The 18,648-nt window shown below is 66.8% G+C and carries 19 protein-coding genes; 15 read left to right on the forward strand and 4 right to left on the reverse strand.

The genetic code is table 11. The features are described 5' to 3' along the window. Positions 1-89: 89 nt before the first annotated feature. Positions 90-1,412, reverse strand: a complete 1,323-nt coding sequence (locus tag JZ791_RS09325) for a DUF445 domain-containing protein (protein ID WP_216893812.1) — start codon at positions 1,410-1,412, stop codon at positions 90-92. Between the two features lie 327 nt (positions 1,413-1,739). On the opposite strand from JZ791_RS09325, the gene JZ791_RS09330 reads away from it, so the two are divergent. Beyond that, entirely contained in the window at positions 1,740-2,642 is a 903-nt protein-coding gene (locus tag JZ791_RS09330) for an Abi-alpha family protein (protein ID WP_308162861.1), read from the forward strand. A gap of 75 nt (positions 2,643-2,717) precedes the next feature. Beyond that, entirely contained in the window at positions 2,718-3,242 is a 525-nt protein-coding gene (locus JZ791_RS09335; protein ID WP_216893814.1) for a nuclear transport factor 2 family protein, read from the forward strand. Here JZ791_RS09335 and JZ791_RS09340 read toward each other — a convergent pair whose 3' ends face one another. Further along, positions 3,243-4,004 (reverse strand): alpha/beta fold hydrolase, encoded by a 762-nt coding sequence (locus JZ791_RS09340; protein ID WP_216893815.1) that lies wholly within the window; start codon positions 4,002-4,004, stop codon positions 3,243-3,245. It abuts the gene before it with no gap. A 370-nt stretch (positions 4,005-4,374) separates the two neighbouring features. On the opposite strand from JZ791_RS09340, the gene JZ791_RS09345 reads away from it, so the two are divergent. The 6 genes from JZ791_RS09345 (at position 4,375) to JZ791_RS09365 (ending at position 7,400) form a co-directional block, all read left to right on the forward strand. Beyond that, the gene (locus tag JZ791_RS09345) at positions 4,375-4,710 is read left to right on the forward strand and encodes a WXG100 family type VII secretion target (protein WP_216893816.1); all 336 of its coding nucleotides are present in this window, start codon (positions 4,375-4,377) and stop codon (positions 4,708-4,710) included. After that, the gene (locus JZ791_RS09350) at positions 4,707-5,012 is read left to right on the forward strand and encodes a WXG100 family type VII secretion target (protein WP_216893817.1); all 306 of its coding nucleotides are present in this window, start codon (positions 4,707-4,709) and stop codon (positions 5,010-5,012) included. The genes JZ791_RS09345 and JZ791_RS09350 overlap by 4 nt, the downstream gene beginning before the upstream one ends. Further along, entirely contained in the window at positions 5,009-6,316 is a 1,308-nt protein-coding gene (locus tag JZ791_RS46275) for a polymorphic toxin type 37 domain-containing protein (protein ID WP_216893818.1), read from the forward strand. The genes JZ791_RS09350 and JZ791_RS46275 overlap by 4 nt, the downstream gene beginning before the upstream one ends. Then, positions 6,313-6,582 carry a hypothetical protein gene (locus JZ791_RS09360; protein WP_216893819.1) on the forward strand — a complete coding sequence of 90 codons (270 nt, stop codon included), beginning with the start codon at positions 6,313-6,315 and terminating at the stop codon, positions 6,580-6,582. The genes JZ791_RS46275 and JZ791_RS09360 overlap by 4 nt, the downstream gene beginning before the upstream one ends. A gap of 74 nt (positions 6,583-6,656) precedes the next feature. Further along, a complete protein-coding gene (locus JZ791_RS47315) occupies positions 6,657-6,749 on the forward strand; it encodes a DUF7336 domain-containing protein (protein WP_498049398.1) in 93 nt (30 codons plus the stop codon). Positions 6,750-6,962: 213 nt separating this feature from the next. Further along, complete coding sequence (locus JZ791_RS09365; protein ID WP_216893820.1) at positions 6,963-7,400, forward strand: hypothetical protein; 438 nt, start codon at positions 6,963-6,965, stop codon at positions 7,398-7,400. A 32-nt stretch (positions 7,401-7,432) separates the two neighbouring features. On the opposite strand, the gene JZ791_RS09370 is transcribed toward JZ791_RS09365, so the two are convergent. After that, the gene (locus tag JZ791_RS09370) at positions 7,433-9,049 is read right to left on the reverse strand and encodes a peptide chain release factor 3 (RefSeq protein WP_216893821.1); all 1,617 of its coding nucleotides are present in this window, start codon (positions 9,047-9,049) and stop codon (positions 7,433-7,435) included. Between the two features lie 341 nt (positions 9,050-9,390). Between JZ791_RS09370 and JZ791_RS09375 the strand changes: the two genes are divergently transcribed. The 3 genes from JZ791_RS09375 to JZ791_RS09385 are packed head-to-tail and all read left to right on the forward strand — an operon-like array spanning position 9,391 to position 11,733. Next, entirely contained in the window at positions 9,391-9,993 is a 603-nt protein-coding gene (locus JZ791_RS09375; RefSeq protein ID WP_216893822.1) for a 50S ribosomal protein L25/general stress protein Ctc, read from the forward strand. A gap of 24 nt (positions 9,994-10,017) precedes the next feature. After that, positions 10,018-10,593 carry an aminoacyl-tRNA hydrolase gene (gene pth, locus JZ791_RS09380; protein ID WP_216893823.1) on the forward strand — a complete coding sequence of 192 codons (576 nt, stop codon included), beginning with the start codon at positions 10,018-10,020 and terminating at the stop codon, positions 10,591-10,593. Between the two features lie 57 nt (positions 10,594-10,650). Continuing rightward, on the forward strand, positions 10,651-11,733 hold the full coding sequence (locus tag JZ791_RS09385; protein ID WP_308162862.1) for an ADP-ribosylglycohydrolase family protein: 1,083 nt from the start codon (positions 10,651-10,653) through the stop codon (positions 11,731-11,733). Between the two features lie 121 nt (positions 11,734-11,854). Here JZ791_RS09385 and JZ791_RS09390 read toward each other — a convergent pair whose 3' ends face one another. Continuing rightward, entirely contained in the window at positions 11,855-13,048 is a 1,194-nt protein-coding gene (locus JZ791_RS09390; RefSeq protein WP_216893824.1) for an aminotransferase class V-fold PLP-dependent enzyme, read from the reverse strand. 443 nt (positions 13,049-13,491) lie between these two features. On the opposite strand from JZ791_RS09390, the gene egtA reads away from it, so the two are divergent. From egtA to egtD, 4 genes are all read left to right on the forward strand, one after another. Continuing rightward, the gene (gene egtA / locus JZ791_RS09395; protein WP_216893825.1) at positions 13,492-14,775 is read left to right on the forward strand and encodes an ergothioneine biosynthesis glutamate--cysteine ligase EgtA; all 1,284 of its coding nucleotides are present in this window, start codon (positions 13,492-13,494) and stop codon (positions 14,773-14,775) included. A gap of 238 nt (positions 14,776-15,013) precedes the next feature. Beyond that, entirely contained in the window at positions 15,014-16,414 is a 1,401-nt protein-coding gene (gene egtB, locus JZ791_RS09400) for an ergothioneine biosynthesis protein EgtB (protein ID WP_216893826.1), read from the forward strand. Continuing rightward, positions 16,414-17,313 carry a class II glutamine amidotransferase domain-containing protein gene (locus tag JZ791_RS09405; protein ID WP_216893827.1) on the forward strand — a complete coding sequence of 300 codons (900 nt, stop codon included), beginning with the start codon at positions 16,414-16,416 and terminating at the stop codon, positions 17,311-17,313. Before egtB ends, JZ791_RS09405 begins: the two co-directional genes overlap by 1 nt. 238 nt (positions 17,314-17,551) lie before the next feature. Next, entirely contained in the window at positions 17,552-18,523 is a 972-nt protein-coding gene (egtD, locus tag JZ791_RS09410; RefSeq protein WP_216893828.1) for an L-histidine N(alpha)-methyltransferase, read from the forward strand. The last annotated feature ends 125 nt before the right edge of the window (positions 18,524-18,648 follow it).

An 18,648-nucleotide genomic window follows, 5' to 3' on the forward strand; every position in this document is an offset into this window, starting at 1 on the left:
GGACGGACGATCCGGGTTCTCGGAGCCCTTCGAGGGACTACCCGATCCGGGCGAGGCGAGCGGCCGACGGGCGGTGGCATGTCTCGTGGCTACAACCAGTGGGTGGCCAGGGCAGTGCCGAAGATCAGCAGGTGTGCGTAGCCGGCGATCAGACCCAGCACGCCGCCGTGCACGAACAGCAACCATTCGTCCTGTTTGATCGCCGCGCGGAGCATGTCGACGAAGCTCGGCGGGGGCAGGGCCGCCATCTGCTTGGCGATGTAGCGGCTGACCTGGGCGCTCTGCTGGGCGTTGAAGGCCGGGTCGGCGAAGGCGGCCGGGGCCAGGCTCTTGGCGCGGTCGGCGAAGCTGTCCTGGAGTATCTCGTAGTCGCGGTCGCCGATCACGAACTTCACCGGTCCGCGTGCGGGGCCGAGAGCGCGATCGGTGGCCGGTCGCAGGGTTTCCTCCAGCACCTGCATGGTGCGATCCGAGCGTGGGCCGTTCAGCAGTTCGTCGCCGACATTGGCGACCGTCATGATCTGGGTGGCCACCAATTCCGCGTAGCCCTCGGTGATTTCGAGCTGCCGTTTGACCAGCAGACCCTGGCGCCACGGGCACCACCATTTCGGGTAGGCCGGGGAGAAGATCATGTTCAGGCCGATCCAGTTCACCACCCAGCCGATCACCACCCCGCCGATCGGCAGCACCGCCAGCGCCGACCAGTGCGTCAGATGCAGGATGCCGACCAGCACCACACCCATCGGCGCGCCGAAGTAGAAACCGAAGTTCTGCATGAACCGCAATTCCTTGGCGCCCAATACCTGGAACACCGTATTCAAAAGCTGTGGGCGGGTTCGGAAATAACGGATCACCATCTGCTTGACGTCCAGCAGCTGTTCGATATTGCTACCAAGTTCGGTGGTCAGGTGATGCAGTACCTCCGGCAGTTGCTGGCGCACCCGCTCGTGCACCATGTCCCGCAGGCCCGCGGGCAGGTTGTACCAGAGCTGGGGGTGCTCGCGGATCGCGATCTCCTCGACGATGTCGTGGATCTGCTCCTCGGCGATGCTCGTGAGATGTTCGGCGAGCGCGTCGGGTTCGAGCTCGCGATAGAAGTCGCTGACGCTACCCAGCTTGGACAGCCCCTTGTCCACGGCGATGGACGCCATCTTGTCCGCGCGGGAGGGCACGATGCCCTGCCAGCCCATCTGCCCGTCGTAACGCAGCAGCGGCAGCACCTGAATTCTCGTGGGCAGGAATGGAAACAGCGTCGCCAGGCCCGGTACCCGGACGCCGTGGAAGGTCAGCGGCTTGAACAGCATCAATATGCCGGTCCAGTTGGTGATGTAGCCGATGATGCCGGTGAACAGCGGGATGGTGATCAGTTCCAGCAGTATGGATGGTGCGATATGAAAGTAGCTGACCAGCACGACATCCTCCTGCCGAACCCCATCACCGATGGCAGTCCCTCGCCGGTCCACCAACGTTCTCTGTCGGCACGCTGGACCCTAACGCGAAATTGTGAGATAGGTCCACTTCGGCGCGCGGTTTGATCCGGGGTGTCCGGAGGTGGGAGACTTCGGTCACACGGGCGCGTCCGTGAGGCCGCGTCGGACACGGCGTACGGAAGAATGGCCGTCGCGACGGCCCGCGAGTCGCGCTGGACATCGAGCGAGTCGATATCGCCGAGTATTCGCCCCGGGTCGGTGGAGCAGACCGGCCGAATCCGCGCGTGCGAGGACACAGGAGATCAGGACGTGGCAGACGACAGGACCGGACGGGACGTGGTCCGTCCCGGGCCCCGTTCCGTGGAACGCAGCTCGGATGCGGAGGAGCGCCAGATCAGCAACGAGGCGCGGTTGATCCGCGGTGTCTTCCGCGTCGCCGGACTGGCCGCCGGGACGGCGGTGCGCACGGGGGAATGGGCCGTCGGCACCACGTTCGAGGTCACCAAGCAGATCACCCAGGCGGTCGCGGACGGTGAGTCCTCCACCGAGATCGTCGAGCGCACCGGGGCGGCGCTGCAGTCCATCGCGCGCAGCGTGCTCGGCGTCACCGAGGGGTCGGTGCGCGAGATCGTCAGCTATGTGCCCAGCTCGAACGGTCATGCGACGCAGGCGATCACCGGCAGCTATATGCATTCGTCCACGATCGAGGACCTACGCCGGCGCGGTGACGCGCTGCTGGCGCGCTCGGCGGATGTGTATTTCACCGAGGAGGTGCATCCGGCGTACGACCGGATCCTGGACCAGCTGGCCCCCGACGAGGCTCGCATCCTGCGGTTCATGGCGCAGAACGGCCCGCAGCCCTCGGTGGATGTGCGCACCAACCGCCCGCTGGGCATCGGCTCGGAGCTGGTGACCGGGGATCTCACCTCGGTGCCCGAACAGGCCGGGGTGCGCTATCCGGATCGCTCGCGGCACTACCTGATCAACCTGAGCCGGCTCGGGCTCACCTTCACCTCCGACGATCCGGTCCTGCTGAGCCGCTACATGGTGCTCGAGGTGCAGCCGCTCGTGGAAACCGCGCTCAAATCCGCCGGACGGGTGCCCAAGATCGTGCGAAAGAGCTTGCGGCTCACCGAATTCGGCGACGACTTCTGCGCCACCTGCTTCACCCTGCCCGCGGGAGACACCGGTTCCCCGCGATCCGGGCGGTAGTCCGGCGCTGATAGCGATTCGGTACAGATCTCACAAATCACGGAGAAGCGGCCTTCTGGATGGGATTGTGGAGTTATGGACTCCGACGCCGTCTCCGCGATCAGCCGGCTGAAGTTCCGCTACCTGCGGGCACTCGATACCAAATCCTGGGATGACTTCGCCGATACGATGGTCCCGGACGCCACCGCCACGTACAGCGAGTACCTCCAGTTCGAATCGCGCGACGCGTACCTGGCGTTCATGCGCAACACCCTCGGCCCGCACGTCATCACCGAACACCGCTGCGATCACCCGGAGATCGACATCGACGGTGACACCGCCACCGGCACCTGGTACCTGGCCGACACCGTCCTGATCCCCGCCCACAACATGCTCCTGCGCGGCGCGGCCTTCTACACCGACCGCTACGTCCTGTGCTCCGACGGTCATTGGCGCATAGCCCACACCGGCTACGAACGCACCTATGAGGTAGTGCTGTCCCTGTCCGACCTGCCGAGCCTGCGCCTGACCTCCAGCCGCTGGGGATTGATCGCCCGCGAACCCGGCATGAGCCCGGACACCGACGGCCAACCCCCGGACGCCGCCGAAACTATGGGCTAGTTAGTCGGACAGGAACGCCAGCAGCCACGGGAGCGTGGCGTGCATGGTGCTGAGGTCGCCGCCGCTGGCGAGCAGCTCGCCGAGGTATTCGCCGTGTCCGGTCGGCACGATCAGCAACTCGGCGTCCGGGGTGAGCCGTGCCATGGTCACGAAGTGCTCCACGCGTATCACGTCGCGGTCGCCGCCGATGTACAGCGTCGGTGTGTTCATCGCGGTAAGTTCCGCGTCGGACCAGTCGGTGAAATTGCGCATCTGACCGGTGTCCAAGTCGAACAGCTGCTGCTGGTGTGCCGGATCGGGATTCAGGGCGCGGTCCGCGGCCAGGTAGACCTCGGGCATGCTCGCGATGTCCGCGGTGCGCATGCCCTCCCAGAATCCGTCGACCATGCCCTCCCGCCGGTAGAACGCCGAGGCCACGACCTGCCTGCGCACCAGATGCGAGTGCCGCATCGCCACGCGCATCGCGACATTGCCGCCGTTGCTGAATCCGAGAAGGTCGACCTGCTCGATGCCGAGCGCGCCCAGCAGGGCCGCGACATCGTCGGCGGAGTTTTCGAAGGTGTACGGACGGTCGGCATTCGGAGTACGGCCGTGGCCCTGCAACTCCACGGCCAGCACCTGCCGGGTGGCGGCCAGATGCGGCAGGATCGCGGCCCAGTTGGTCCCGATCGTCGAGCCGCCGCCGTGCACGAGCACCAGCGGAACGGTGCCGGGCATCGGGACGCCGTGCATCTCGTAGTACAGCTCGATCGTGGTGCTCATCGCGGATTACTCCCTCGTGCTCGGTGTGTGTGCACGAATGGGTCGGAGCCGGTCGCGTGATCTTGCGGTGCGCTTCGGGCGGATCGCAAGAATCTGTGATCTGATCCGACGTCCGGCGAGTTCGTGGTGACCCGGGGTCGATCGCCCGGGCGTACCCACCGCTTCGAGACCATTGGCGATCACCTGCTGGAAATGTCAGGCTCCCGAGACGAGGCGATAACGGTCTACCGAACCGCAGACCAGCTCCCCGTCGGCATAGTAATGCTACTTACTCCGCAAGGCCGAGACGCTCGCTGCCCGGGTGAGTGTGCATCCATCTAACGCCTGAGAATCGATGACCGCCCACTCCGAGCTGGGTATGGTCGAGCACATGAGCGGAAGCGGGGGTCCGTCCGGGGCCGATCAGAACCTGTCGGTGGTTCCGGATGAGGTGCAGGCGGTGGGGAAGTACGCCTACGACATTGCTACCACGGTGAAACAGGCGCTGGACTCCGCCGCGCGTGAGGTGGATCGGTTGCTCGCTTCGGACTGGACCGGTGACTGTGCTGACGAGTTCGCTACAGGCTGGCATGAAACCCGCGATGGTGGAACAGGGCTTCTGCACGAGCTGACCGCCCTGGCGGAAAAGCTGGGTGTCACTGCCGAGACTTATCGGTCGGCGGACGCGGCGACCGCGTCCCGGGTGTCGAGTTTGAATCTGCCATGAGTTCTCGATTCTCCGTCGAGCTCGAGCAGTTGGACCGGATCGTGGCGCGGCTGAACGATCTGGCCGGATTCGTACACGATCATCTCGATGAACTCGACCGTCGAGTCCAGACGCTCTCCAGCGACGGCTGGGATGGCGTCGCGGCGAGTGCGTATCGCGACGCGCACGCTCGATGGCTGGCCAGTGCCCGCGAATTCGCCGATGGCATCGCCACGGCCGGTGATGCGGCGAAGAAGGCGCACGGCCGCTATACCGGTGCGGTGGATGTGAATCGCCGCATCCTGCGGAGCGGTCAGGGATGATCGTCGATTGGCAGACCTATTACGACGCGGGCAGGAAATGCCACGATCTGGCCGACGAGTTGCGGGCGGCCGATAAGCCGGTGCATGCGGCGGTCAAGGGTGACTGCGCGGGTATGGCCGGTGATGCCCCCGGTTGCGAGCAGTGGGGTCAGGCGTACGACAAGGCCGCGCAGCAGACGATGCAAGCGTGTTCGAGTCTGGCCAATGCCCTGACCAACTACGGTGCCGCACTGCAGGCGATGGGCTACAACTACGGTCTCGCCAACAACAGCAAACCGGCCCCCGATCCCCCGAACGTGAGCCAGGTCGGCGAGTATCAGGTCACGATCCCCTCGTCGGTGGCGGACAACGGGATCGGGTTCACCGACCACGGCGGGGTCAAGGAGTTCTTCGACAAACTCGTCGCCAAGGTCCTGTCCGCGTTCGGGAAACTCCCCAACGGCGACGCGACCAAACTCGACAAGGCCCACACCACCTGGAACACCTTCGCCACCCACCCCACCATCACCGCCGCCTCCGGCCGAATCACCGCGATCTCCGCCCTGTTCGACGGCATGGACGACGCCACGAACCGCCAACTGCTCCAAGACCATTTCGCCACCCTGAAAACCGGCGCCGACACCGTCTCCACCGCCGCCACAAACATGGCCGCCCCGGTCGGCGCCTACCACGACGCCACCGTCGCCCTCGGCGCCCAAACCGCCGGCCAGATCAACACCCTCGAACTGACCATCGGCCTCACCGCCATCGCAGGCGGACTCCTGGCCCTGTTCAGCCTCGGCACCTCCGCCGTAGTCGCCGAGGCCGCCATCGACGCCGACGTTCTGGCAACCGCCGACGCCATCCAAACGTCCTACCGCGCAAGCCAAATGACCAGAGTCATCGGCCTGACCAGCCTCGCCGCCGGCGCAGTAGGCGCCATCGACGCCTTCCACGCCCTCCCCACCACCGACCTCGACAAAGCCATCAAAAGCCTCGAGGCGCTCATCTTGATGAAGGTGGTCGTCGCTGCGGATGGCGCACTGGAGGTGGCGGTCTCAACGAAGCCTCCGGCAAATGCTTACGATCCCAATGGCGCGAAGGCTCCCGGCAGGCCGGACGATGCGGAAGGGTTCACGCCACCAAAAGGTGGTGACCGTTGGGTGCCCGCACCGAATGGGCGCGGGTTCGGCTGGGAGGATGCAGGCGGGAATGTCTGGGTCCCCACCGGTCCAGGGGCTTTGGCACATGGCGGACCTCACTGGGATGTACAGGAGAAGTCTGGTGGATACACAAACGTTTACCCGGGAGGAGCGACACGATGAGTACAGTTGACGGGGGGACGGTGCTGGAGGCTCGCAAGGTCCGCTATTACTCGTACAACGATGAAGCTGCATTTTTTGGATGGCTGGACAAGATCTCTTGCGTTACATCCTATGCGGGACGTGGCGACACCCTGTACATCGAGATAGACGCTGCCGCAGTCGGTGACGATGACTTTATCGACTTGTTCGCGCTCTTCCGGCGGTACGGGGTTGATCGTGAGCAGCTCCGCCCGCTGGACCAGGGCCATTTCGCTTCCTGGTTCTGAACCTCCGTGCTATTCACCGTATCGGCGGGCGACCGAAGATTCGCGATCTCCATGGGTGCAGGTGATGTCCGGCGATGAATCACGTATATGTTGTTCAGCATTGTCACGATATCTATGATGGATCCGAGGACCTGAAGTTCATTGGAGTGTATTCGTCGATGAAATAAGCTGAAGATGCGGTTGATCGAATTCGTCGGAAGCCGGGCTTCTTCATGTCGCCCGACGGATTCACTATCGATCGCTATGAAGTAGACCGGGATCACTGGGGTGAGGGATTCGTGTAGTGCTGTGGTAGCAAAAGGCGGAGGATGCGGCGAGAGATCATAGAGCACGAGGATCGGTGGATTCTGCTGCCACTGAGACACCTGAGTGTCCTTCAGGTGGCGTGGCGGCTGGAAGAGGTTGAGCTGGTTATCGATCGAGATTTCAGGCTGATCTTTGGGTATGATGCTGAACTGTCGACTCGGTCGAGTGTGGAGCGTTACTCTGGTCGCCGTGCAATTGTGGATCGAGATCGAAGCCAGTCCCAGGGCTTGCTGCGATCGGAGATACTTTCGCCGGTATTCTTCAAATCCGGGGGAGTTCGAATCGCATTTCGGACCGGATCGATACTTTCTCTTCCGGATCGGCCGATGAAGACGCCGACCGTCCTGTATTCAGGTCTTTCTATTCTCTGGACTCAGGGGGGAATATCGACCGAAATCGAGTACCCCGTTCGAAGGGTCGATCCTTGGACCGGCGAACTCGTCACTACCCGTGAGTGGCCGCCTCCGCCCGATCTCGATCTCGACTACGAGTCCGACGATATAAACGACTGACCACTGTCGGGCGGGCTCGGCGGAGAGGCGGGTCAGTCGGCGGCGGCGACAAGGGGTTCGAGGGTCAGATCTTTCAATTCTTTTTGGATGTACTGCAGGCGCCACTTGTCGCTGAACAAGGCAAGGATCGCCCCGTCGGTGCGGGTGAAGATTTCTACGCCGCGTTGGCGGTCCAGTTCGGGGGCGGAGGCGGCGTCGGTGCGGCGGGCCAACTGGTAGGGGAGGAAGTCCAGGTGGGTTTCTACGTTGAATTCGCCTTGCATGCGGGCCGTTACCACTTCGAACTGCATGGGGCCGACTGCGGCCAGGACGGGGGAGGCGTCGCCGCGGGCGTCGTTGCGCAGGACCTGGACCACGCCTTCGGAGTCCAGTTGGTCCATGGCCTTACGGAATTGCTTGTACTTTCCGGCGGTCTGCGCGCGGAGGGTGGCGAAATGTTCGGGGGCGAAGGAGGGGATCGGGGGGAATTCGACCTTCTTGTCCACGAACAGGGTGTGTCCGGGGGCGAGGGCGGTGGCGTTGACCAGGCCGACAACATCGCCGGGGTAGGCGGTGTCGACCGTGGAGCGTTCGCGGCCGAAGACGGTCAGGGCGTATTTGGTCGCGAAGGGCCGGCCGGTCTGCGCGTGCGTGACGACCATGCCGCGCTCGAACTCGCCCGAGACGATGCGCATGAACGCCAGCCGGTCGCGGTGCGCGGTGTCCATCCCGGCCTGCACCTTGAACACCACGGCGCTGAACGGGTCGGCGGTCTCGCGGTGCGTGCCGTTCACGTCGTCCCGGGGGCCGGGCGGGGGAGCCAGGGAGACAAGGGTTTCCAGCAGCTGGCGCACGCCGAAGTTCAGCATCGCGGAGGCGTAGATGACCGGCGAGGTCTGTCCGGCCAGGAACATCTCCTCGTCGTGATCCTGTCCGGCGACCGAGAGCAGTTCGCTCTCCTCCGCAGCGGTGGCCCACACCTCGCCCTCGCGCTCGGCGGCGTGCTCGACGTCGTAGGACTCCTCGGGCGCGATGGTCGCGCCGCCCGCGGTGCGGGTGAAGTGGATGTACTCGGTGGCGACGCCGTCGGGACCGCGCCGCAGCAGGCCGCGGAAGTCACCCGCGATGCCGACCGGCAGGAACAGCGGGGTCGGGGTCAGGCCGATCCGCTCGTTGATCTCGTCCAGCAGCTCCAGCGGTGCGCGGCCGGGCCGGTCCCACTTGTTGATCACGGTGATCACCGGAATGCCGCGATGACGGCACACCTGGAACAACTTCAGCGTCTGCGGCTCGAGACCCTTGGCCGCGTCGATGAGCATGACCGCCGCGTCGACGGCTGTCAGCACCCGGTAGGTGTCCTCGGAGAAGTCCGAGTGGCCGGGGGTGTCGACGAGATTGATCACGCAGTCGCCGTATTCGAACTGCAGCGCGGTCGAGCTCACCGAGATCCCGCGCGCCTTCTCCATCTCCATCCAGTCCGACACCGTGGACTTGCGCCCGGCCTTGCCGTGGATCGCGCCCGCCTCGGCGATGACCTTGGCGTGCAGGGCCAGAGCCTCGGTGAGGGTGGATTTACCGGCGTCCGGATGGGAGATCACCGCGAAGGTGCGCCGCCGGGCGATTTCCTGCGCCAACCGCCCGGACGTTGTCGTGGGGGACGGGGAATTCACGGGAGACGCTCCTGTTCGGGGGATGTAGGCAACCAATCAAGGCTACTCGACCGGGCACTTTGCGCCCCGGCCCGGGCTTGCCGGTGCGGTCCGGCCGCCCGTCATGGCACAAGACGCCAGGTGCAGACCCCGTGCAGGAGCGTTTCTGATGCGTGCTACTCTTTTCAGGTTGTCTCGGCGAGGGTGTGAGGCAAGGACCCCACACCGTGATCGACGCGGCTCGGCTTTTCCGGCCGGTCTCGTTGTCGTTCCGTCTTCGCCCGACGAGCAGACACTTTGCCAGGGCAGTCCCTGGCCAGCAAGATAACCAGCCCGGAGAGCCGTAGGAGAATCCACCAGTCATGTCCGACGCCGCCACCCTCGTAGCCACCGTTCGCACCGAGTTCGGCAAGGGCGCCGCCCGCCGCACCCGCCGCGACGGCAACGTTCCCGCCGTGCTGTACGGCCACGGCGAGGCCCCCAAGCATCTGGCCGTGAACGCCCAGGAGTTCGCCGCGATCCTGCGCGAGCACGGCACCAACACCGTCGTGAACCTGGAAATCGATGGCCAGAAGCAGTTCGCGCTGACCAAATCCATCGTCGTGCACCCCATCCGCCGCTACATCGAGCACGCCGACCTGCTGATCGTCAAGCGTGGCGAAAAGGTCGTCTCCGACGTTTCGATCGTGGTGACCGGCGCCGCTGCCCCTGGCACCCGGGTCGCCCAGGAGGCCAACACCCTGTCGGTCGAGGCCGACGCGTTGAGCATCCCCGAGCAGATCGAGGTGTCGATCGAGGGCGCCGAGGCCGGCACCCAGATCACCGCCGGTCAGGTCGCGCTGCCCAAGGGCGTCACCCTCGCCGCCGATGAGGAGACGCTGGTCGTCAACGTCACCGTCGCCACCGAGGCCGAGACCGAGGGCGAGGAAGAGACCGCCGCGGGCGAGGCCGAGGCCGCCGAGTAATTCGGTCGCGCAACGGTTCTGGAGATGGCCGATAGTTCTCCGGCGCTCGTGGTCGGGCTGGGCAACCCCGGTTCCGAGTACGAGCGCACCCGGCACAATGTGGGATTCATGGTCGCCGACGTGCTCGCGGAGCGCGTCGGCGGCCGTTTCACCGTGCACAAGAAGTCGGGCGCGGATCTGCTCGAGTCACGGCTGGACGGGCGAAAGGTGCTGCTGGCCAAGCCCCGCTCGTATATGAACGTCTCGGGCCGCCCGGTCGCCGCGCTGGCTCGCTTCTTCTCGGTCCCGCCGACCGAGGTGGTCGTGGTGCACGACGACCTCGATCTGCCCTTCGGTGCGATCCGCCTCAAGCGCGGTGGCGGAGAGGGCGGACACAACGGCTTGCGTTCGATCTCCAGCGCTTTGACCACCAAGGATTACCTGCGTGTGCGCCTGGGCATCGGCCGCCCGCCCGGCCGCCAGGACCCTGCCGACTACGTGCTCAAGCCGTTCGCCACCGTGGAGCGCAAAGAGCTTCCGGTGATCGTCGAACAGGCCGCCGACGCGGTCGAACTGCTGCTGCGCGTGGGTTTGGAACCCGCACAGAACCAATTGCACTAGCCTCCGGAAGAGCGTACTTCTGGAATTCCACCCGGTATGACTGGAATGATCTGGGCTGTGCAGGATTACACGAAAACCTTTGATCAGGTCCGTGGTGCGCTGCTGGGCGGGGCGATCGGCGACGCGTTGGGTTGGCCGATCGAATTCCTTCAGCTGGACATGATTCGGGCGGGGCATGGTCCCGATGGCATGACCGATTTTCTCCGGGGTCCCGATCCCGATGCGCCGCAGCAGATTACCGACGATACCCAGATGACGCTGTTCACCGCCGAAGGGCTGTTGCGGTTGTCGCCGGGTATCGATCCCGCGCCCGTGCTGGGGCGGGCGTATCTGCGATGGTTGCGAACTCAGCGTGAACACGCTCCCAGCCCGATGCCGGACGGGTGGCTCTCCAGCCATCAGTTCCTCTACGCCCGCCGCTCACCAGGACAGGCGTGCATGACCGGACTGGGATTGCAGGAGAAGCAGTACACCGAGCCCGCCCCGCTGGGCGTGCCCGGTCCGATCAACCCGGACTCCAAGGGCTGCGGGACGGTGATGCGGTCCGCGCCGTTCGGGTTGGCGCGCTTCGGGCCCGATCTCGCATTCCTGATGTCCGCGCGCTGCGCCCAACTGACACATGGACATCCGACGGGATATCTCGCGGCGGGTGCGTTCTCGGCCCTGATCGATCGGATCCTGGGCGGGGTGGACCTGCGAAACGCGGTGCACCAGACCCTCGCTCAGCTGACCGGCGGTCCCGGGGCCGAGGAGACGGTGCAGGCGATACAGCGGGCACTGAGGACGGCCGACGAGGGCGACCCGACGCCCGAGCGAGTCGAGCAGGTGGGCGCCGGGTGGATCGCGGAGGAGTGCCTCGCGATCGCGGTCTACTGCGCGCTGGCGGCCGAACGGACCGGGGATCTGCGTGCCGCGCTGCTACTTTCGGTGAACCATTCCGGTGACTCCGATTCCACGGGTGCGGTCGCGGGCAACCTGATCGGCGCGGTGCACGGGCTGTCTGCACTGCCGATGGCCTGGGCCGGCCGGGTCGAGGGGCGGGACGAACTGATTCAGGTGGCCGACGATCTGGTGATGAACTTTCACGTCGGCGACCGCGGGACGCTCGGGTCCCGCTATCCCCTCGACGCCACGGTATAGCGCCGGATCGATCCGTCGGCGCAGCCCGCACACCGTTGGGCGGGCCTCATCGCCGGTGCGGTCGCGAAGATCCGCACAGCGGACATAACGGCTGCGGGTCGGGCCGGGTTCATCTAGCCCCTCAGCGGGTGGCGATCACGGCGATCGCCTCGGTGAAGCGGTCGAGTTCGTCGGCGGTGACGAAACAGTGCGGCGAGGCCCGGACCACCGAATCCAGGCGGCGCGCGGACATGTCCAACAGGGTCGAGCTGCGATGGCTCACCGTGACGGTGATGTCCTGTGCCAGCAGTTCGTCGCGGATATCCACCGGAATCCGGCCCTCGATGGTGAACGAGACGATGCCGGTGTGCCGGTCGCCGAGGTCGCGGACGGCCACGTCGGGGATCTGCGCCAGGTTCTTGCGCAACCGCTCGGCGTTCGCCGAGATCGCTTCGTAGACGGTGTCGGGGCCCAGGTCCAGCAGATAGCGCACGGCCGCGCCCAGGCCCAACCGGGCGGCCACATCGCACTCCCAGAATTCGAAGCGGCTGGCGTCGGCCGCCAGGCGGTACTCGTGCGGGCCCGTCCACGCGGCGCTGTGCAGATCCAGCCGGGTGGGTTCCATGGTGGCGGCCAGCTCCGGCCGCACGTACAGGAATCCGGTGCCGCGGGGCGCGCGCAGCCATTTGCGTCCGGTCGCGGACAGGGCGTCGACGTCGAGTCCGGCGACATCCAGCCGCACCTGTCCGATCGACTGGCAGGCGTCCAGCAACACCAGCGCGCCGACCCGGTGCGCCACCCGCGTGGCCTCGGCGACCGGGTTCAGCAGGCCGCCGTTTGTCGGCGCGTGCACCAGCGATACCAGTTTCACCCGCTCGTCGATCATCGCGGCCAGCGCGTCCACATCGAGCTGGCCGGTGTCGTCGCTGGGGATCTGCTCGACCACCGCCCCCGTCGTCTGGGCGCGCTGCAGTGCGGCGATGGCGTTACTGGCGTAGTCGGCCCCGGAGATCAGGATCCGGTCACCGGGCGCCAGCGGCACGGCGTAGAAGAAGTCGCTCCACGACCGGGTCGCGCTGTCACTCAGGGCGATCGTCGAGGGTGCGGTGTTGATCAGGGCGCCGATCGCGGACTTCACCGAGTCCAGGTGGTCCAGGCGCTCGTTCGCGGCCCGATAGCCGCCGATCTCGGCCTCGCGGCGTAGATGCCCGGTCACCGCGTCCAGGACCGGACGCGGCGGCAGCGAGGATCCAGCGCTGTCCAGGAAGATCGGGGTGGGCCCGGTGATGTTGTCGTAGGCCGGGATGTCGGCGCGAAGTCGGGTCAGATCGAGCACTCCATCGACGATAGAAGATCGGCGCGGGAGACGTGGGAGTGAACTGCCGATGTGACGGGGTGGAGTGAGGGAATCGGTCACGCGGCACCGCCGGTCGCAGTGGAGTTGTGACCGAGCCGAGCGAGGGGATCGATGGCACGGCACTGTCGGTCGACGCGGCGCTGTGACCGGGCGGAGGGAGGGAACCGGTGACACAGCACTGTCGGTGGCAGCGGAGCGAAGTGAAGCTTGGGCCGGTTTATGCTGATCAGAGGGTGTTGTCGACCGGTCGTAACCTTTTTGTCAGATTTTTTGTCGGTGGCGCTCGCTACTCTGGATCGGTCGGCGGAAAACCGGTCTTCCGGTCCGGGCAGCGTGGTCCGGGTTACGGCAGTCTTCCGGCGACGCGGCTACGAGCGGCACACTGCCGGTCGCCACCCGGGCGGTCGGCGGAGGAGGTTGGCATGGCAGTCACAGCGGTGCGCTCTCTCACGAGCGCGGGGATCGAATTCAACTCACGGGCGGCGGCCGAGGCATATATCGGCGGTGTCTGTTTCAAACAGGGCCCGCCGAGACTTATCGGCGCCGAACTCGAGTGGCTCACCGCTTCCGGTGAACCGTCGGCGCCCGCCCGGCGACCAGAGCTCTCCCTGCTCGCGGATGCGCTCGGCTCCCATGCACCACCATCTATTTCGCCGCACTCTCCCGCCGTACCACTACCTGGCGGCAGCCGGGTCACCATCGAGCCCGGTGGGCAGGTCGAACTGTCCAGCGCCGCGTTCTCTTCCGCCGCCGAACTGTGCGAGCGCCTGCTGGCCGATGCCGAGCATCTCGAGCGACTACTCGAATCCCGTTCCATCCGAACCCTCTCCGCCGCGGCCGACGGCATACGCCCGGCGCACCGGCTCCTCCAACTGCCGCGCTATCAGGCGATGGAGCGCTCCTTCTCGGGGATCGGCCCGTTCGGCAAGCTCATGATGTGCAATACCGCGGCCACGCAGGTCAGCGTCGACGCGGGCGCGGATCACGCCGAGATCCTGGCGCGCTGGACCGCGCTCAACACCATGGGCCCCGCGCTGCTGGCGGCCTTCGCCTGCTCCCCGGAGTTGCACGGCGCGCCCGCGGGCGCGTGGGCCTCCCAGCGGATGCGGACCTGGTTCCGGCTCGACCACGCCCGCACCAGGCCACCGGTGCGGGAGTGGACCGATCCGATCACCGCGTACGCGCGCTGGGTGCTCGATGTGCCGCTGCTGTGCGTGCGTCAGGCCGAGGGCGCAGACTGGGCTGCCCCGCCCGGCGCCACCTTCGCCGACTGGCTCAGCGGCGCGCTGGACGACGAGTTGGGCCGCCGGCCCGACGCCGCCGACCTCGACTATCACCTGACCACGATGTTCCCGCCGGTACGGGCCTCGGGCCACCTCGAGGTGCGATATCTCGACGCGCAGCCCGGCGACGCGTGGACGGTGCCGATCCACACGATCGACGCCCTCATGTCGTCCCCGGAGGTCGTGGCCGAGGCCACCAGGCTGGCCGCCCCGGTCGGTGACCGCTGGCTCGAGGCGGCGCGCTGTGGCCTGTCCGATCCCGAAATCCGCGTCGCCGCAACGGACCTCATGGGTCTTGCTGCGGCACACGCGACGTCCCCGGAGGCCGCCGACCAGCTCGGCGCCGCCGAGCATCGATGTCGTAACGGCCGCGCACCGACAGGCGACGCCCTGCGTCGCGAGGAAACCGGACCCGGAAAATAATGCGGCGCAGCGGTTATCGCCACCCGGCGATAACGCCCACCCGTCCCGATCGTCGGCGTGGCCTCGCGCCGGCGTCCCGGCCTGTTCGCGGCCGACAGCATCTCAACGCCACACCCCGCTCGAGCAATCCGGGAGGCGAACCAGCCGAGGCTGGGGCTTCCCGTCGTCTCTGCGCGTGCGTGGCCGTCATCCCGGCGGTTCGTGGCCGGGATCAGCGCAACCGAATCGGAGTTCTCCCATGACCGTTCATCTACCAGGAACCGACAATGCCGAGGCCGAGCGATTACGCGAGCAGATCGCCCGCACGCTCACCCGGGCGCGCGAGCGCACCGCCACGCTCACCGACTGTCTCGACGAGGCCGAACTGGTGGCGCAGCATTCACGCCTGATGAGCCCGCTGGTGTGGGACCTGGCGCATATCGGCAATCAGGAGGAGCTGTGGCTGGTCCGCGACGTGGGCGGGCGCGACCCGGTGCGCGCCGATATCGACCAGCTCTACGACGCGTTCCAGCATCCGCGCGCCGATCGCCCCGCGCTGCCCCTGCTCGATCCGGCCGAGGCCCGCGCGTACGCCGGCACGGTGCGGCAGAAGGTCTGGGATGTGCTGGCAGGCGCGGATTTGCGGGCCGAGCCGCCGCTGACCGAGGGCGCGCACGCGCCGGCCACCGATGAACGTCGTACCCGTCTCGTGGGGAGCGGCTTCGCCTTCGGCATGATCGCCCAGCACGAGCAGCAGCACGACGAGACCATGCTGGCCACCCATCAGCTGCGCGCCGGCGCCTCGGTGCTGAACGCGCCGCCCACCCCGACCCCGGTCGCCCCGGTATCGGGTGAAATCCACATCCCTGCCGGCGAATTCGTCATGGGCACCTCGACCGACCCATGGGCGCTGGACAACGAGCGGCCCGCGCACCCGGTCCGCCTGCCCGGCTTCGTGATCGATGCCGCGCCGGTGACCAACGCGCAGTACCTCGAGTTCATCGCCGACGGGGGCTACCGGCGGCCGGAACTGTGGTCCGAGCGCGGCTGGGCGCATCGGGTCGAGGCGGATCTGATCGCGCCGCAGTTCTGGGAGCAGGACGGCGCCGGCAGTTGGTGGCGCAGGGTCTTCGGCACGATGATCCGGGTGCGTCCCCAGCAGCCGGTGGTGCACGTGTGCTGGTTCGAGGCGCAGGCGTACGCCACGTGGGCGGGCAAGCGCCTGCCGACCGAGGCCGAATGGGAGAAGGCCGCGCGCTTCGACCCGGCCACCGGCCGCTCGCGCCGCTTTCCCTGGGGCGACGCGGATCCCGACGAGACCACCGCGAATCTCGGTCAGCGGCACCTGGAACCGGCCGATGTCGGCGCGTATCCGGCGGGCGCCTCGCCGGCGGGCGTGCATCAGCTGATCGGTGATGTCTGGGAGTGGACCTCCTCGGACCTCCAGCCGTATCCGGGTTTCGAGGCGTTCCCGTACCGCGAATACTCCGAGGTGTTCTTCGGTGGCGACTACAAGATGTTGCGCGGCGGCAGTTTCGGCGCGGATCAGGTCGCCTGTCGCGGCACCTTCCGCAACTGGGATCACCCGATCCGGCGCCAGATCTTCTCCGGCTTCCGCCTCGCCCGGGACCTGCGTCCGGACGAGCGAGACGCGCGCTGATGTGCCGCCATATCGGCTACCTCGGTCCCGCCGTGGGGGTCGGTGAGATTCTCACGCGGGGCACGCATTCCCTGCGGACCCAGGCGTGGGCGCCGCGCGATATGCGCGGTGGCGGCACCATCAACGTCGACGGCTTCGGTGTCGCGTGGTGGACCGCGGACGGCGGCGTGAGCCGCTACCGCAATGCCGCACCGATCTGGACCGATCCGGCCGTGGATGAGGTGCTGCCGCAACTGAGTTCGACGGGCGTGCTCGGCGCGGTCCGGTCGGCGACGATCGGCATGCCGGTGGAGCGCAGCGCGAACGCACCGTTCACACACGGTCGCTGGGCGTTCAGCCACAACGGCACAATTCCCGGCTGGCAGGACGTATTGTCCGCCGTGGCCACCGAATTCGGCTCGCCTCCGCTGCTCGAGGCCGAGTCCCGCACCGATGCGGCCGCGCTTTGGGTGATCGTCCGCGGTCTGCTCGACAGCGCCACCGCGGGTTCCGATTCGGTCCGGTCGTCGCCGGATGCGATTCGGCCGGCCACCGGTACCGCTCGCAGCCCCTACGACAATGCTAGGCCAGGCCCGGCGCAGGCCGGACTCGCGACCACCGAACCCGGCAATGGCACCGCCGATCCCGCGCTGGCGTTGGCGCGGGTCGTCGGCGCAGCGCTGGAGCGCGCACCGAAATCTCGCCTGAACCTGCTGCTCGGCGACGGCGAAACCCTCTGGGCCACAACCGCCTACCACTCGCTGTCGGTGCTGGTCACCGACGAGACGGCGGTGGTGGCCTCCGAACCCTACGACGACGATCCGCGCTGGCGGGCCGTGGCGGACCGGCAGGTGCTCACGCTGCGGCCCGGTCACCTGTCGGTCGTCCCGCTCTATGCCGATGAAAGGGCACTGTCTTAACGCCTCCACTGCTGGAAGGCAGGGGATTTCACGCTCAGACCGCGACCGGAACAGTCACCCGAAGGAGGTGATCCGAACGTCTTACATCCTCAACACGTGTGTGGTCACGCTCCGCCACAAACCGGAATCACCCTCGCGGCGCTCCGGTCTCCATCAATTTAGCAGCTACCACCGACACCGAGAGGAGATGGCGTTTGCTCCCCCTCATGAGCGAGACGGGATCCGCGCCAAAACAATCATGACCGCACCGACGTTGGATATCCACCTCACCGATGACGATCTCACCGCCGCGCTGCGGTCCGATGCCCGGCGCGGGCTGACCTCGAGCCCGAAAACCCTGCCGCCCAAATGGTTCTACGACGCGCGCGGCAGCGAGCTGTTCGAGGCGATCACCGGATTGCCCGAGTACTACCCCACCCGAACCGAACGGGCCCTGCTGGAACGGGTCGTCGGTGAGATCGCCCGCATCGCGCGCACGGAGGTGCTGGTCGAACTGGGCGCAGGGTCGGCGGCCAAGACCCGGTTGCTGTTGTCCGCGATGAGCGCCGAGGGACCGCTGAAAACCTATGTACCGCAGGATGTCTCGGTCTCCGCGCTCCGAGGTGCGGCCGCGGAGATCGGCAGGGAGTTCCCGGGTCTGGCGGTGCACGGCGTGGTCAGCGACTTCACCGACACGCTGCACAACCTGCCGCGCGGTGGTCGCCGCACGATCGCCTTCCTCGGCGGCACCATCGGAAATCTGGTGCCCGCCGAGCGCGCCGAATTCCTGTCCGGCATCGCGGCGGTGCTGGAGCCCGGGGAGCAGTTGCTGCTGGGCGCGGGCCTGGTGATCGATCCGGAGATCCTGGTCCCGGCCTACGACGACGCGGCCGGGGTCACCGCCGAATTCAACCGGAATGTGCTGCACGTGTTGAACTCCCGGCTGGGCGCGGATTTCGACACCGACGCCTTCGCCCACGTGGCGCTGTGGGACGCACGGAACGAGTGGATCGAAATGCGGCTGGAGGCCACCCGAGATATGACCGTGGAGGTCCCCGACCTGGACCTGACCGTCGACTTCGCTCGCGGCGAGCAGATGCGCACCGAGATCTCGGCCAAATTCCACATCGAGGGCCTGTCCGCCGAACTCGCGTCGGCCGGTTTCCGGACCGAGCACGTCTGGACCGATCCGCAGGATCGTTTCGCCTTGGTACTGGCCGAACGTCGCTGATCAACGCCGTCTCGGCACGCTGCTTTCACTGGTCCGGCGTATTGCGTTCGCCGGTCCGGTGTTGCGGCGCGCGAGGCAGGTGAGGCCGGTTGCGGCCGTGCGGCCCGCCGTGACGGCCGCGATCC

Source organism: Nocardia alni, assembly GCF_019038435.1.
GTDB classification, from domain to species: Bacteria; Actinomycetota; Actinomycetes; order Mycobacteriales; family Mycobacteriaceae; genus Nocardia; species Nocardia alni.